The following is a 15,759-nucleotide window of genomic DNA, read 5'->3' on the forward strand; positions in this document are numbered from 1 at the left end:
CGGAATGCTGCCGGGCCGGCGACGGGCCCGCGACGGACCGCCGGGCACCGCCGGGGCTGGCGTCCCGGCCCGGTGACCGGCCGCGTTACCGTGGACGTCGTGTCCGCGTATCCCCCTCCCCGCCCGCCCGGGCGTGGATTCCAGGGCTCCCCGCCGCCGCGGCGCGGGCGGGCCGTCCGCGTCGACCCCGTGCTCGTCGAGCTGGGCGCCGGGCTGGTGTGGCTCGCGGTGGGCACCCTCGGTCTCGGGGCCGACGGGGTGGGCACGCTGATCCTGGCGGTGGGCATCGCGATCGCGATCGGCATCGGGGTGGAGAACCGCCGGCGCGGGCCGCGCCCGTTCGACACCTCGCGGTCGGCGGAGATGCTGCGCCTCGGCGGCGGCGTGATCGCGATCGTGATCATCGCGTCGATCGTGCTCGGCCTCATCAGCGCCTCGGCGTTCCTGCCGGGTCTCGCCCTCGTGCTCACCGGCGGGGCGTTCGTGCTGCTCAGCCGCTCGACGGGCCAGCAGCCGACCCGCTGGCTCGGCCTGGTCGTCGTGGCCGCCGGGGTGCTGTCCGCGCTGGTCACCACCGCCACGGCGGGCGGGTTCGTCTCGCAGGGTCTGCTCGGGCTGCTCGCCGGGGTGCTGATGCTGCTCTCGGCCGCCGACCGTGTCGGCCTCGTCGAGATGCTGCGGGACCGCGCGCGATGAGCGAGCCCGCCCTCGATCCCGCCGACGCCGCCGGACCCGTCCTCTCCCTCTCCCCGAAGGGCAGCAGGCGCACGAAGCCCGCGCGCCACCTCGCCGACCTCGACCCCGCGGCGCGCCGCGAGGCCGTCACCGAGCTGGGGCTGCCCGGCTTCCGGGCCGACCAGCTCTCGCGGCACTACTTCACGCGGCTGGAGAGCGACCCGGCGGCGATGACCGACCTCCCCGAGGCCGCCCGCGAGGCGCTGGCGCCCGCGCTGCTGCCCGAGCTGCTCACGCCGACCTCGGTGCTCGACTGCGACGGCGGCGCCACCCGCAAGACGCTGTGGCGCGCGAACGACGGCGCCCTCGTCGAGAGCGTCCTCATGGGCTACCCCGACCGCGCCACCGTCTGCATCTCCAGCCAGGCGGGGTGCGGCATGGCGTGCCCGTTCTGCGCGACGGGGCAGAACGGGCTCGAGCGCAACCTGTCGACTGCCGAGATCGTCGAGCAGGTCCGGGTCGCGGCCGCCGCGGTGCGCGACGGCGAGCTCGGTGCCGACCTGTCCCGGCTGTCCAACGTCGTGTTCATGGGCATGGGCGAGCCGCTGGCCAACTACCGGCGCGTCGTCGACGCCGTGCACCGGCTCTGCGACGCGCCGCCGGCGGGGCTCGGGCTCTCCCAGCGCTCGGTGACGGTGTCGACGGTCGGCCTCGTGCCGGCGATCCACCGGCTCGCCGACGAGGGCCTGCAGGTGACGCTCGCGGTCTCCCTGCACACCCCCGACGACGAGCTGCGCGACAGCCTGGTGCCCGTGAACGAGCGCTGGCCGGTCGCCGACGTGTTCGCCGCGGCGCGGCGCTACGCCGACGTCACCGGGCGCCGCGTCTCCATCGAGTACGCCCTGATCCGCGACGTCAACGACCAGCCGTGGCGTGCCGACCTGCTCGCGAAGCTGGCGTCGAAGCACCTCGGGCGGCTGGTGCACGTCAACCTCATCCCGCTGAACCCGACCCCGGGCAGGAAGTGGGACGCGAGCCCCGCGCCGGTGCAGGCCGAGTTCGTGGCGCGGGTACGCGACGGCGGTGTCGCGTGCACCGTCCGCGACACCCGGGGCCGCGAGATCGCGGCCGCCTGCGGGCAGCTCGCGGCCACCGCCCGCTAGCGCGATGACCGAGGTCCGCCGGCTCGTCCCGCACGTGGCCGAGGGCGTCGCCGACGCCGACACCGTCACCTGGGCCCGCGCGATGGCCGCGGCCTTCCTGCGGCCCCGCATGGATCCCGCCGACCTGGCCCGCGCCGCCGCCGACTACGCCGGCCAGCGGCTGCGCGGGGTCTACGAGACCGGCGACCCCGCGCCGGTCGCGACGCTGCGGTCGTGGGACTCGCTGATGACGGTGCCCGGCGGGGAGGTGGCGGTCGACGCGATCACCTCGATCGGGGTGCGCAGCACCCACCGACGTCGCGGCCTGCTGCGCGCCGTGCTCGTCGACGACCTCGCCGAGGCCGCCCGCGCCGGCACGCCGATGGCGGCGCTGACCTCCACCCAGGGCTCGCTCTACGAGCGGTTCGGGTTCGGTCTCGCGTTCTCGACGCGGTCGCTGCGGCTCGACACGCGCGCCGCGGACTTCCGCGATCCCGGGCCCACCGGACGGCTGCGCACCCTCGACGTCGCGACGCTCCCGTCCGCGGCCGCGCCCGTCCACGACCGCGCCCGCCGCCGGCACCCGGGCTCGATGGGCCGGTCGACGCGGTCGTGGACCACGCTGATGACCGGGGAGAACCTCTTCTCCGGCATGCGGCCCGACCGCGAGCGCCATGCGGTGCTGTGGTCCGACGCCACCGGCCGGCCGGGCGGCTACGTCGTCTACCGCGTGGCGCAGGACTGGCTGGGCGACAGCGCCGAGATCGCCGTGCTCGACCTGCAGGCCACGACGCCCGAGTCCTATCGCGAGCTGTGGCGCCACCTCGCCTCGCTCGACCTCGTCGGAGCCGTGAGCTGGTCCGACGCGTCGGTGGACGAGCCGCTGCCCTGGCTGCTCACCGACCTGCGCCCGGTCACCGCGGGCACGTCCCGCGAGATGCTCTGGCTGCGCGTGCTCGACGTGCCGGCCGCCCTGACCGCGCGGCGCTACCCGGTGACCGACCGGGTCGTCCTGGGGGTGCAGGACCCCGCGGGCCACGCCGCGGGCACGTGGCTGCTCGACACGAGCGACCCCACCGCCCCCGAGGTGGCGACCACGACCCGCGACGCCGACGTCGCCCTCGACGCCGCGACCCTCGGCTCGCTCTACCTCGGCGGGATCGATCCCCGGGTGCTGGCCCGCTGCGGGCGCCTCGAGGAGCTCACCCCGGGCGCGGCGGGCCGGCTGGCCCGGCTGTTCGCCCCGCCGTCGGTGCCGTGGAACGGCACGCGGTTCTGAGTGGTCGGTCGCGGCGGCCGGGCTGGCTACGATCCCCTTCCGACAGCGATGACGAGGACACCGAGGGGGGCGCGTGGCGGAGGAACGCTTCGGGCCCTACCGCATCGAGGGCCTGATCGGCGCGGGCGCCATGGGCGAGGTGCACCGGGCCACCGACGTGCGCAAGGACCGTGCGGTCGCGCTCAAGCGGCTCTCGTCGGCGCACAGCGGTGACGAGGGCTTCGCGACCCGGTTCCGGCGCGAGGCGGAGATGACCGCGCGGCTCAGCGAGCCGCACGTCATCCCGATCCACGACTACGGCGAGATCGACGGCCGGCTGTTCCTGGACATGCGGCTGGTGGAGGGCATCGACCTCGGGACCGCCCTCGGCAGCCAGGGCCCGATGGACCCGCTGCGGGCGGTCGCGATCGTCGAACAGGTCGCGGCCGCGCTCGACGCCGCCCATCGAGCCCAGCTGATCCACCGGGACGTCAAGCCGTCGAACATCCTGCTCGCGGATCCGGAGGTGCCCGGGACCGCTGCGCCCGCGTTCGCGTACCTCATCGACTTCGGGATCGCCTCGAGCCTGCGCGACTCCCGGCTCACGTCCCAGAGCACGCTGATCGGCACCGCCGGCTACATGGCCCCCGAGCGCTTCAAGCCCGGCCCGGGCGGCGACCACAGGGTCGACGTCTACGCCCTGGGTTGCGTGCTGCACGAGGCCGTCACCGGCGCCGCCCCGTTCCGCGGGACCATCGAGCAGCTGATGCACGCCCACCTCCACGCGGCGCCGCCGCGCCCGGGCGCGCTGCGCCACGACCTCCCGCACCAGCTCGACGACGTGGTGGCCACCGCCTTGGAGAAGGAGCCCGAGAACCGCTACCAGCGGGCCGGGGAGCTCGCCGCGGCCGCGCGGGCGGCGGTCTCGCGCGTCACGCCGCCGGGCGCGGACGGCGCGGACGCGGGGCGGACCGGGGTGCTGCCGTCCGCGGCGCCCGGACCGACCGGGCAGTACGCACCGCCGGGACCGCCCCGGCCGACCGGGTCCCGGTCCAACGCGCTGTGGGGGCCCGTGTCGCCGCCCCCCACGCGGGCGCACGACGCCGGCGAGGCCGCCACGTCGACGACCCCGACCCACCCGGGTGCCACCAGCCCCGGGGCGACGAGCCCCGGGGTGACCACCCCGCCGGGGTCGGGCACCTTGCCCGGGTCGACCGACGACCTGAAGCGCCCTCCGTCGCCGACCCTCGGCGACGCCCCGACCTCGCCGCGCCGGCGCCGGGGGCTGGTGATCGGCGCCGTGGTGATCGTCCTGGTCGCCCTGCTCGCGGCCGGGGGCACGTACTGGTGGCGCACGCAGAACGCGGGCCCCGCACCGGTGGCCCTGCCCGCGGGTCTCGTCGGCGGGTGGGCCGGCGAGCAGACCGAGCCCGGCACAGGGCGCACCTTCCCGATCCGCATCGACCTGCAGGCCGGGGACGTCGGCGCGAAGGTCGGGCAGATGGCGTTCTCCGTCTACGACTGCCGCTTCGACCTCTACCTCACCGCCGTCGCGGAGACCACCGACCTCGACGCGCGGCCGGTGTCCGGGCCGTGCACCGAGGGCCTGGTGCGCATCAACCCGGAGGGGACGGACCGCTTCTCCTACGAGACGTCGGCGGCCGGCACCGTCGTCGCGCGGGGCACGATGAACCGGGCCTGAGGGCCCCGGCCCCGGGGGTCAGACCTCCGGCGGCTCGTCGGGCACGCCGTCGTCGCGGTCGGCCCACTCGAGCAGCGGGCGCAGGTCGAAGACCTCGTCGTCGATGGCGGCGTGCAGGTCGCCGAGCTCGGCGTAGCGGGCGGGCATCGTCGCGAGGGTGAAGTCGCCGGGCTCGGCGTCGTCGATCTCGTCCCAGCGCAGCGGCGCGGAGACCCGCCCCTCCGGGGTGCCGCGCACCGAGTAGGCCGAGGCGATCGTGTGGTCGCGGGTGTTCTGGTTCCAGTCGAGGAAGACGGTGCCGGGCTCGCGGTCCTTGCGCCACCAGGCGGTGGTGACGAGGTCGGGCGCGCGCCGCTCGACCTCGCGGGCGAACGCCAGCGCCGCGCGCCGCACCTCGGTGAAGGAGTGCTCGGGGCGGATGCGGACGTAGACGTGCAGGCCCTTGCCCCCCGAGGTCTTCGGGAAGCCGACGGCGCCCAGCTCGTCGAGCACCTCGTGGGCCACGGCCGCCACCCGCCGGATCGTGCCGAACTCGACCCCGGGCATCGGGTCGAAGTCGATCCGCCACTCGTCGGGGGTCTCGACGTCGGCGGCGCGGGTGTTCCACGGGTGGAACTCCACGGTCGACATCTGCACCGCCCACACGACGTCGGCGGGGCTGGTGACGCACAGCTCGTCGGCGGTGCGGTTGAAGCGCGGGAAGGTCACCCGGACGGTGCGGACCCAGTCCGGCGCGCCCTTGGGCAGCCGCTTCTGGTGGACCTTGTCGCCGTCGACCCCGGTGGGGAAGCGGTGCATCATGCAGGGCCGCTCGTAGAGCGCGCGGACGATGCCGTCGGCGACCGCCAGGTAGTAGTGGGCGAGATCGAGTTTCGTTTCTCCCCGGGCCGAGAAGTACACCCTGTCGGGATTCGTGAGCCGCACGGTCCGCCCGTCGACCTCGATCTCCGCGGCCTCGCTCACGGCGGCACGATACTCCCGGGAGGGACTCCGGACTCATGACCAAGCGCATCGTCGTCGTCGGTGGCGACGCCACCGGCATGTCCGCCGCGTCGACCGCCCTGCGCCACGCGCCGGACGGCGACCTCGAGGTCGTCGTCCTCGAGCGCGGGCACTACACGTCCTACTCCGCCTGCGGCATCCCGTACTGGATCGCGGGGGACGTCGGGGACCGCGACGAGCTCATCGCCCGGTCGCCCGAGCAGCACCGCGAGGCCGGGATCGACGTGCGGATGCGCACCGAGGCCACCGCGATCGACGTCGAGGAGCGGACCGTGAGCGTGCGCGGGGTCGACGACGGCGACAGCTACGAGCTCGGCTACGACGAGCTGGTCATCGCCACCGGCGCCGTCCCGACCGTGCCGCCGCTCGAGGGCGCCGACGCCGAGGGGATCTTCGGCGTGCAGTCGCTGGAGCAGGGCGAGGAGATCGTCAAGGACCTGGGGGCCGGGGATCGTCGCCGCGCCGTCGTGGTCGGCGCGGGGTACATCGGCGTCGAGATGGCCGAGGCCATGGTCTCGCGCGGGCTCGAGACCACGATCCTCGACATGGCGCCCGAGCCGTTCACCCAGGTCGACCCGGACATGGGCGCGCTGATCCGCGAGGCGATGGAGGGCATGGGCATCACGGTGCGCACCGGGACGTCGGTGGACGGGTTCGACGTCGGCGAGGACGGGCGCGTCCGGGCCGTGCGCGCGGGCGACACGGTCCTGCCCGCCGACATCGTGATCATGGGGCTGGGCGTGAAGCCCAACGTGGCGCTCGCGGCCGAGGCGGGCCTGACGATCGGGGAGTCGGGCGGCATCGCCACCGACGTGCGCATGCAGGCCGCCCCGGGCGTCTGGGCGGGCGGCGACTGCGCCGAGGTCCGGCACCGCCTGTCCGGCAAGGGCGTGCACATCGCGCTCGGCACCCACGCCAACAAGCACGGCCGGATCATCGGCACCAACATCGCCGGCGGCTACGGCGCGTTCCCCGGGGTCATCGGCACGGCGATCAGCAAGGTGTGCTCGCTGGAGATCGCCCGCACCGGGCTGGGGGAGCGCGAGGCGTCCGCGGCCGGCTTCGGCTACGTGACCGCCTCGGTGGAGTCGACCACGACCGCCGGCTACTGGCCGGGCGCGGAGCTGATGACGGTGAAGCTGCTCGCCGAGCAGCGCACCGGGCGCCTGCTGGGCGCGCAGATCGTCGGGCGTGCGGGCTCGGCCAAGCGCATCGACGTCTTCGCCACGGCGATCTGGAACGCCATGACCGTCGAGCAGATGACGTTCATGGACCTCTCCTACGCCCCGCCGTTCTCGCCGGTCTGGGACGCCGTCCTCGTCGCCGCCCGCAAGGCCGCCAAGGAGGTCCAGGCGGCCGTCCCCGCCTCCCCCGTCTGACGTATGTGAGCGAATTTCGGAGCTATAGCTCCGAAATTCGCTCACATGGCGGTCAGCCCACACGGGCCTCGGAGAGGAGGCCGGCGAGCTCGGCCGCGAAGACCGTCGGGCGGTCCAGGTACGGCACGTGTGCGCCCGACGTCTCGCGAAGGGGCAGACCGAGCCGATCGGCGAGCCACGCGGTGCCCGTGTGGAGGTACATCCCGCGGTTGTCCCGGCCCGCAGCGACGATCAACGGGACACCGGCGTCGCCGAGGCTCTCCGGCTCCGGGACGTACTCTGCGACCAGCGGCATCTCGGCGCGGAAGAAGACCTCCCCGTTGGCGAGCAGGCGGGCGGCCAGCTGCGGGTCGGCGTCGTCGAACACGTCGTCGTGCCAGACCGCCCGGAGGAACCGCTCCATGGCCACGGGCGGGCCGCCACCGGCCATCCCCTCGCCGATCAGTGCCTCCAGCTGGGCGCCGACCTCGGCGGCGTCCGGCACGACCGACAGCAACGGGGGCTCGTGCAGTACCGCGTGCTCGACCACCATCGGATGCCGTTCGACCAACTCCGCGGTGATGATCGCGCCGAGACTGTTCCCGACGACCGTCGCAGGCGCGAGGTCGAGCACCCGCAGCAGGGCCGCGGCGTCGTCCGCCTGTTCGGCCAGCGAGGTGCCGGCGCCAGGGGGTGCCGGGCTGCGGGAGTTCCCGCGCCGGTCGTACGTCACGACGGTGTACCGGTCAGCGAGTCGCGTGGCGGTTGCCGTCCAGTAGCCGGCGTCGCCGCCCGCCCCGGAGGTGAACAGCAGCGGGGGGCCGCTGCCCAGGATCTCGTGGTGGATGTCCGTCCCGTTCGCGGTGATCACGGGCATGGTGCTGCTCCCTGCTCGAGGAATTGTGGATGCAGGGGACGCTAGGAACACCATGACGTGCGCAGATGGGCGAAACTGCCTACTTCGTGCTCTCGCGGTGGGCGCGCGCGGCCGCTGCGGCGCGCGTGGACACGTCCAGCTTCCGGAGAATCGCCGAGACGTGATGGTTGACGGTGCGCGCGGAGAGGTGCAGGTGCGCCGCGATCTCGGCGTCCCGCAGTCCCTCGGCCAGGAGGTCGAGAACCTCCCGTTCGCGGGCCGTCAGCGTTCCATCGCGCCAGCGGTCGGTGCCGGGTGGCTGCGGGATGCGGCGCGCGCCGAGCGCTCGCAGACGCCGTGAGACGAGGCGGCTCAGGGGGTGGACACCGAGTGCGTGGGCGATCGCGAGGGCCTCGCGCAAGGGTGCCTCCTCATGAGAGCCGGCCAATGCCATCGCACGGTGGTACGGCAGCCCCAGCGCCCCGAAACCGTCCGCTGCCGGTTGCCACCCGCCGGCGACACCGCCGGCGAAACCTCCACGCCCTTCCACCTCCTCGGGGGCGCCGAGCACATCGAGCCACCACGCCAGTTCCGCGTTCCACCAGCCATCGGTAACGCTGCGCGCCGCGTGCCACGCCGACCGGACCTCGTCGAGCACCGCCTGGCCACCACCGGCGAGCCACGCGGCTTCGGCGCGCGCCGCCGCCACCCCGAGCGAGCCCTTGAGGGAGGGCAGGACGGCGGTCCGGGCCGCGACGTCGAGGAGGTCGTCGGGATCGGCTTCGCCGCGGCGCAGCCGGACGAGCCCGAGATTCACGGCGACCGTCGCCGTGCGCACGGCCGGGGAGGTCGGCGCCGTCCGGTGCCAGACCGGTCCGGCCTCGGTGACCGCGTCGTCGAACTGCCCGCGATGCAGCAGGTTCTGCGCGCGGAACGCCCGGGCGTAATCGCCCCAGAACTCGACGCCCCGCTCAGCGCAGAAGGCCTGAGCCGCCGCGGCGCGCTCGTCGACCGCCTCGTGGTCCAGGGCGACGCACGCGACCCGGACCATCTGGAACAGTCCGCGGGCGGCGTGGTCGTCGGACCGAGCCACGATCGCCGCCGCGACGCCCGTTCGCATCTCGCCGAGCCCGCCGAGATCACCGGTCAACGCGCGGGAGAGGCCGAGATCGATGGTGGCCTGCGCCGCGATGGCGTCCGCGCCGAGCTGCTCGGCGAGCTCGCGGGCCCGGCGCCCCCAGTCCCGTGCCTCGGCCGGGCCGAGGTGCGTGGCGAGGTGTTGCGCGACCGTGGCGCGCGCTCGGGCCAGCTCGACGCCGGCAGGGAGTTGCTCGAGCAGCGCGGCGGCCGTCCGCCCGAGGCGGTCGGCATCGTCGACGCGCTGCGACATCCACGCCAGCCGCGCGAGCCAGCTCAGGGTGTCGCCTTCCCGAAGTGGTTCATCGAGCGCCCGCCACAGGCGCAGTGCCTGTTCGGCCTCCTCGGTGGCCTCGGCGATGTGGTCGCTCAACGCGCACGCGTACGAACATCGACCGAGGACGTCGGCGCGCTCGGCGTCGGCGGTCGCCGGTAGAGCGCGCAGGACCCGCTGCCACTGCTCCGCAGCCTGACGATGAGCCCCGAGGCGTGTGGCGTGCTGCGCGGCGTCGTCGGCGTGCCGCCGTGTCGCCGCGCGGTCGCCCGCCTCCTCGGCGTGGTGGGCGAGCGTGGCCGCGGGCGCCCCAGCCGCCTCCAGCGCGGCGAGCACGGAACGGTGGAGCTCCGCACGGCGGCCGGGCGGTGTCGCGGCGGCCACGGCGAGCCGAGCGAGCTCGTGGCGGAACCCCACCGCGTTCCGGTCGGCGCCCAGCATCCCGGCGTCGACGCAACGATCGACGTGGTGAACAAGCGACGGGGCCACCGACCGCAGGATCGGGAGCTCCGCGTCCCTGCCGAGCACCGCGACCGTCGCCAACAGGGCGCGTGCGCCCTCGGGCAGGCGGGCCGCGCGGGCAAGGACCGCGTCGCTGACCGTCGGCGGGAGCGTTGCGCCGTTGGCCGCCAGCACCTCGGTGACGAAGAAGGGGTTGCCGCCGGTGCGGTGCCAGAGTCCGACGCCGTCGACGCCGGTGGGCGCCGCCAGTGCCGCCACGGCCTGCTCCGACAACGGTCGGAGGGTCGTCCGCCGGATCGAGCTGTGGGCTCCGATGTCGCCGAGGAGCACGCGCAGGGGGTGCCCTGCGCCGATCTCGTCGTCGCGGTACGTCGCGATGACCAGCGCTGGGACGCTCGTGAGGCGCCGCGCGAGATAGCGCAGCAGATCGAGGGTCGCATCGTCGGCCCAGTGCAGGTCCTCGAGGAGGAGGGTCGTGCCCCTTCGAGCGGCGAGCCCGTCACGCACGGCCCCGTACACCGCGATCGGGGCAGCGCCGGACGCCAGGAGATCGGAGAGGTGGTCGTCCCCACGGGCGAGATCGGCGAGCGGGGCCAGCGGCTGCGGCGTCGAGAGCGATTCGCAGGCGCCCCGAAGGACCCGGCTCGCCGGCCGCGACGCGAGAAAGGCCTCGACAAGGCTGGTCTTCCCGATTCCCGCCGGGCCGCTCACGAGCACGAGGGAGCCGTCGGTGCGTGTTCCCCGGGCCCACGTGCTCAGCTGCTCCAGCTCGGCGTGGCGCTCGAGCAGCGGTTGGGACCCCATCGCCACCACCGCCTCCCGCCTCGCGCCGATGGTGGACGGACCGGACGCACTCGGCATAGCCCATCTGAGCAGTTGGCGCCCCGATGGGGGGCGCCAACTGCTCACGTACCGCCGGTCAGCCCACGTGGACCGCGGGGCGGCGGGTGCGGTCGGGCTCGGCTTCGCGGAGCACCTCGCGGGTCACGGGGGCGACCTCGCCGACGCCGAAGAGCAGGTAGCGCGCGATGTTCGTGGCGGGGCTGCCCTCGTCCCACTCGAAGTAGACGTGCGGCACGTGGCCCGTGACGTCGCGCAGGTGCAGCAGCAGCGCGGCGATGGCGTTGGGCACCGTCGCGCTGCGGGCGCGCAGGACGCGGTAGCCGTGGCGCTCCTCGCCGAGGACGTGCAGGTCGTCCTCGAAGTTCGAGGGGTCGTCGACCGTGATCTCGACGAAGACGATCACGTCTCCGGACGGGATGTGGTGGTCGTAGCGCTCCTCGAGCTCCTTGTCCTCGTACTCCCGGCGGTCGCGGCGGTCCGGCTCGTTGGCGACCAGGCGGATCGCGGCGTCCGGGTCCTTCTCGTGGGCCTCGCGCACGATGCGCCGCGCGGTCTTGTCGAGGTGCACCTCCGAGACCCGCAGCTCGGTGCTGCGCAGCGCCCGCGAGGCGAACGACACGACGAAGATCGCCGCCACGAACAGCAGGCCGATCCGCAGGCCCTCCGGGCGCTCGATCATGTTGGCCACGGTCGTGTAGACGAAGACGACGGCGATGCCCCCGAAGCCGACGGTCGCCGCGCGCTGGCCCTTCTTGCGCGCCGAGAGGGTCACCGAGATCGCGGCCGACGTGATGAGCACGAGCACGCCGGTGGCGTACGCGCCGCTCTGGGCGTCGACGCTCGCGTCGAAGACGATCGTGATGACGATCGCGCAGGCCGTGAACACCAGCACCATCGGCCGCACGGCGCGCGCCCAGTTCGGCGCCATGCCGTAGCGGGGCAGGTAGCGCGGCACGAGGTTGAGCAGCCCGGCCATCGCCGAGGCGCCGGCGAACCACAGGATCGTGATGGTCGAGAGGTCGTAGACGGTGCCGAGGACCGCGCCGAACTGCTCGTGCGCGAGGTAGGCGAGCGCGCGCCCGTTGGCCTGGCCGGTCGGCCCGAACTGGTCGAGCGGGATGAGCAGCGTCGTGGCGAAGCTCGAGGTCACCAGGAACACGCTCATGATCAGTGCCGCGGTGGTGAGCAGCTTGCGGGCCCCGGCGATGCGACCGGCCGGGTCGCGGTGCGTGTCGCCCGGCGCGCCCCGCACCAGCGGCATGACGGCCACGCCGGTCTCGAAGCCGGACAGGCCCAGCGCCAGCTTCGGGAACACGACGAGGGCGATCGCCACGATGATCACGGGATTGCCGTGCTGGGTGGTCAGCGCCTCGCCCCAGTCGGCGATCCGGACGGGCTCGGTGGCGATGCGGTAGAGCGCCCCGGCGACCACCACGAGGTTGAGCGCGAGGAACACGCCGACCACGACGACGGCGATGCCGACCGCCTCGGCGAACCCCATGAGGAACACCACGCCGAGCAGCACCACCAGCGCGCACGTCAGCGGCACCTCCCAGCCGTGCAGCGCCCCGCCGACCAGCGGGTTCTCGACGATGTGGGCGGTGGCGTCGGCCGTGGAGAGCGTGATCGTGATGAGGAAGTCGGTGACCGCGAAGCCCAGCAGGACCAGCACCAGGAGCTTCGCCCACCAGTACGAGAGCAGGCGTTCGAGCATCGCCACCGAGCCCTCGCCGTGCGGGCTCTCGCGGGCGACGCGGCGGTAGATCGGCAGGGCGCCCGCCAGCGTCACCACGACGAGGACGAGCGTCGCGATCGGGGAGATCACCCCGGCGGCGACGACCGCGACGGCGGGCTGGTAGCCCAGCGTCGAGAAGTAGTCGACGCCGGTGAGGCACATGACGCGCCACCACGGCTTGCCCTCGTTCTCCGGCCGCGGCTTCGCGTGCGGACCCGAGTACTGGGCACCGCGGGCGGTCAGGCCGTCGAGCAGCCAGCGCCGCATCGCCGACGACCGCGGATGCCGGTCGGGCGGCGCGGCGGGCGGTGCGCTCACCGCCGCCAGGACGTCCGTGAACGGATGATCGCGCCGAGCGAGAGGGCGAAGAAGCCGATCGCGAGGGCGATCAGCCAGATGTCCTCCTGCTTGCCCACGTGGTTGCCCCACAGCAAGATCAGCAGGACCGCGGCCACGACGAAGCCGGCCAGGCGGGCGACCTTCGGGTAGTGGCCGTGCCAGCCCCACTCGACCGACGGCTCGTCGTCGGACGACACGCCGTTGACGACCACCGCGGGCGCGTGGTGATCGTCGTGGTGCGCGACTCCGCCGCCGTGCTCCTGCCGGGCCGGGCTGTTCGTGGCCACGAGGGGCTCCTGGGGTCGGTGGTTCCGGGGCGCGCCCAACCTACCGTGCGCCTGACTACCGCGCGTGGCAGCCGCCGGTGATGATGAGGCGCGATGAGCACACCGCGCCGGATCGTCGTCCTGGGCTCGACCGGGTCGATCGGCACCCAGGCCCTCGACCTCGTCCGCGCCCACCCGGACCGCTTCGTCGTCACCGGCCTCGCCGCGGGCGGCGGGCGGCCCGACCTGCTCGCGGCCCAGGCCGCCGAGTTCGGCGTGCCGGCCGTCGCGGTCGCCGAGCCGGCGGCCGCGGAGGATCTCCGGACGCGGGTCGGGGCGGGCGTGACCGTCACGGCCGGCCCCGACGCCGCCGCCGAACTGGCCGGCAGCGGCGCCGACACGGTGCTCAACGCCATGGACGGCTCGCGGGGCCTGGCGCCGACGCTGGCGGCGCTGGCCGCGGGCTCGACGCTGGCCCTGGCCAACAAGGAGTCGCTGGTGGCCGGCGGGCCGCTGGTGACGCGGGCGGCTGCGCCCGGGCAGATCGTCCCCGTGGACTCCGAGCACTCGGCGCTCGCGCAGTGCCTGCGCGGGGGCGCGCCGGACGAGGTCGCGCGGCTCGTGCTCACCGCGTCGGGCGGCCCGTTCCGCGGCCGGACACGCGACGAGCTCAGCGGCGTCACCGTCGACCAGGCGCTGGCCCACCCGACCTGGGCGATGGGCCCGGTGGTGACGCTGAACTCGTCGACACTGGTCAACAAGGGTCTGGAGCTCATCGAGGCGCACCTGCTGTTCGGCGTGCCCTACGCGCGGATCGACGTGGTCGTGCACCCCCAGTCGATGATCCACTCGATGGTCACGTTCACCGACGGCGCGACGATCGCCCAGGTCAGCCCGCCCGACATGCACATGCCCATCGCCCTCGCGCTGGCGTGGCCCGACCGGCTGGCCGGCGCGAGCCGTCCCGAGACGTTCGCCGACCCGACGAGCTGGACCTTCGAGCCCGTCGACACCGCGGCGTTCCCCGCGCTCGACCTGGCCCGGGCGGCCGGCGCCGCGGGCGGGTGCCAGCCCGCGGTGTTCAACGCCGCCAACGAGGAGGCCGTGGCGGCGTTCCTCGCGGGGCGCTGCGCGTGGACGGGCATCGACGGGACCCTCGCCGCGGTCCTCGCCGACGCCGGGGAGTGGGCCGCCGAGCCCCGCGACGTCGACGACGTGCACGCCGCCGAGGCCTGGGCGCGCCGCCGGGCGGGAGAGCTGCTGGCCGTCGCGGTGGCGTGACGAAGACCCGAGGAGACCACCCCACGCAGGGCACACCACCGGCGCGTCTACCGTGGGCCGCCGTGATGCTCGTCCTCGGGATCGTGCTCTTCGCGCTGGGCCTGTTGCTCTCCATCGCGTGGCACGAGCTCGGCCACTACTCCACCGCCCGCCTCTTCGGCATCCGCGTGCCCGAGTTCATGGTCGGCTTCGGCCCGACGGTGATCTCGGTCAAGAAGGGCGAGACGCGGTTCGGGTTCAAGGCGATCCCGCTCGGCGGCTACATCCGCATGATCGGGATGATCCCGCCGGCGCCCGGCGAGCGGATCGGGCGCAGCCGCCGGTCGGGCCCGTTCCAGGGCATGGTCGACGACGTCCGCGCCGACTCCGTGCGCGATTTCGAGCCCGGCGACGAGGACCGCCAGTTCTGGACCCGCAAGCCCTGGCAGCGGATCATCGTCATGCTCGCGGGCCCGTTCATGAACCTGGTCCTGGCGGTGGTCCTCTTCGCCGTCGTCCTCATGGGCTTCGGCATCGCCACCCCGCAGCCGGTGGTCAATGCCGTCAGCGAGTGCGTGGTCCCCGCCTCGCAGGCCGGTCCCGGCTGCCCGCCGGGGGCGCCGCGCACCCCGGCCGCGGAGGCCGGTTTCCTGCCCGGCGACCGCATCGTGAGCTTCGACGGGCAGAGCTACCCGGACTGGGAGAGCCTCCAGCGCGCCATCCGGGACGCCCGCGGCACCGTGCCCGTGGTCGTCGACCGCGGCGGGCAGCAGCTGACGCTCTACCCGACGCTGATCGAGAACCAGGTGCCCGACCTGGACCGGCCGCTCGGCTCCGACACCCGCTTCGTGACGGCGTCGTTCCTCGGCCTCGAGCCCATCCAGCCGGTGACCCGGCAGAGCGTGGGGCAGGTCACCGACCGCATCGGGGAGATGCTCGAGGGCTCGGTGTACGCGATCGGGCGCCTGCCGCAGAAGGTGCCGGCGCTGTTCGGGGCGGTGTTCCTGGGGGAGGAGCGCGAGGCCAACGGGCCGGTGAGCCTGGTCGGCGTGTCGGTGATGGGCGGCCAGGTGCTCGAGCAGGAGCGCCCCGTGGCGGTCGAGGTCTCGATCTTCCTCAACCTGCTCGCCGCGGTGAACCTGTCGTTGTGCCTGCTCAACCTGCTGCCGATCCTGCCGCTGGACGGCGGGCACGTGCTGCCGGCGCTGTGGGAGGCGGTCAAGAAGCGGATCGCCCGGCTGCGCGGTCGCCCCGACCCCGGGCCGGTGGACCTGGCCCGTCTCATGCCGATCGGTGTCGGCTTCGCGGCGGTGATCATGGCCTACGGCCTGCTCGTGATCGTGGCGGACATCGTCAACCCGATCGACCTGGGCCTTTAGCCCCGCTGTAAGACTCGCCACCGGCGAGCGTCGCGACGCTGTAGGACACTGGAGAACGTCAGGTCCTCCAG

General features: G+C 74.2%; 12 protein-coding genes. 7 read left to right on the forward strand and 5 right to left on the reverse strand.

The genetic code is table 11. The features are described 5' to 3' along the window. Positions 1–99: 99 nt before the first annotated feature. From QSK03_RS06090 to QSK03_RS06105, 4 genes are all read left to right on the forward strand, one after another. Positions 100–696, forward strand: coding sequence for a hypothetical protein (locus QSK03_RS06090; protein WP_285649408.1), 597 nt, complete (start codon positions 100–102; stop codon positions 694–696). After that, positions 693–1,838, forward strand: a complete 1,146-nt coding sequence (gene rlmN / locus QSK03_RS06095; protein WP_285649410.1) for a dual-specificity RNA methyltransferase RlmN — start codon at positions 693–695, stop codon at positions 1,836–1,838. The genes QSK03_RS06090 and rlmN overlap by 4 nt, the downstream gene beginning before the upstream one ends. 4 nt (positions 1,839–1,842) lie before the next feature. After that, positions 1,843–3,096 carry a GNAT family N-acetyltransferase gene (locus QSK03_RS06100; RefSeq protein ID WP_285649412.1) on the forward strand — a complete coding sequence of 418 codons (1,254 nt, stop codon included), beginning with the start codon at positions 1,843–1,845 and terminating at the stop codon, positions 3,094–3,096. A gap of 73 nt (positions 3,097–3,169) precedes the next feature. Further along, positions 3,170–4,777: a protein kinase domain-containing protein gene (locus QSK03_RS06105; protein WP_285649414.1), complete on the forward strand. Its 1,608-nt coding sequence runs from the start codon at positions 3,170–3,172 to the stop codon at positions 4,775–4,777. An 18-nt stretch (positions 4,778–4,795) separates the two neighbouring features. On the opposite strand, the gene ligD is transcribed toward QSK03_RS06105, so the two are convergent. Then, on the reverse strand, positions 4,796–5,740 hold the full coding sequence (gene ligD / locus QSK03_RS06110) for a non-homologous end-joining DNA ligase (protein ID WP_285649416.1): 945 nt from the start codon (positions 5,738–5,740) through the stop codon (positions 4,796–4,798). A gap of 35 nt (positions 5,741–5,775) precedes the next feature. Between ligD and QSK03_RS06115 the strand changes: the two genes are divergently transcribed. Further along, a complete protein-coding gene (locus tag QSK03_RS06115; protein WP_285649418.1) occupies positions 5,776–7,158 on the forward strand; it encodes an FAD-dependent oxidoreductase in 1,383 nt (460 codons plus the stop codon). Between the two features lie 52 nt (positions 7,159–7,210). Here QSK03_RS06115 and QSK03_RS06120 read toward each other — a convergent pair whose 3' ends face one another. The 4 genes from QSK03_RS06120 to QSK03_RS06135 form a co-directional block, all read right to left on the reverse strand. Continuing rightward, the gene (locus tag QSK03_RS06120; protein ID WP_285649420.1) at positions 7,211–8,014 is read right to left on the reverse strand and encodes an alpha/beta fold hydrolase; all 804 of its coding nucleotides are present in this window, start codon (positions 8,012–8,014) and stop codon (positions 7,211–7,213) included. Between the two features lie 79 nt (positions 8,015–8,093). Further along, positions 8,094–10,670: an ATP-binding protein gene (locus QSK03_RS06125; RefSeq protein WP_285649422.1), complete on the reverse strand. Its 2,577-nt coding sequence runs from the start codon at positions 10,668–10,670 to the stop codon at positions 8,094–8,096. 115 nt (positions 10,671–10,785) lie between these two features. Then, positions 10,786–12,762, reverse strand: a complete 1,977-nt coding sequence (locus tag QSK03_RS06130) for an APC family permease (protein ID WP_285649424.1) — start codon at positions 12,760–12,762, stop codon at positions 10,786–10,788. Continuing rightward, positions 12,759–13,070, reverse strand: a complete 312-nt coding sequence (locus tag QSK03_RS06135; RefSeq protein ID WP_285649426.1) for a DUF2631 domain-containing protein — start codon at positions 13,068–13,070, stop codon at positions 12,759–12,761. Before QSK03_RS06135 ends, QSK03_RS06130 begins: the two co-directional genes overlap by 4 nt. A gap of 93 nt (positions 13,071–13,163) precedes the next feature. On the opposite strand from QSK03_RS06135, the gene dxr reads away from it, so the two are divergent. Both dxr and QSK03_RS06145 read left to right on the forward strand, forming a co-directional pair. After that, complete coding sequence (dxr, locus tag QSK03_RS06140) at positions 13,164–14,330, forward strand: 1-deoxy-D-xylulose-5-phosphate reductoisomerase (RefSeq protein ID WP_285649428.1); 1,167 nt, start codon at positions 13,164–13,166, stop codon at positions 14,328–14,330. 65 nt (positions 14,331–14,395) lie between these two features. Next, entirely contained in the window at positions 14,396–15,688 is a 1,293-nt protein-coding gene (locus tag QSK03_RS06145) for a M50 family metallopeptidase (RefSeq protein WP_285650058.1), read from the forward strand. Positions 15,689–15,759: the final 71 nt, after the last annotated feature.

The sequence above is a fragment of the Actinomycetospora sp. NBRC 106375 genome, assembly GCF_030269665.1.
GTDB lineage: Bacteria > Actinomycetota > Actinomycetes > Mycobacteriales > Pseudonocardiaceae > Actinomycetospora.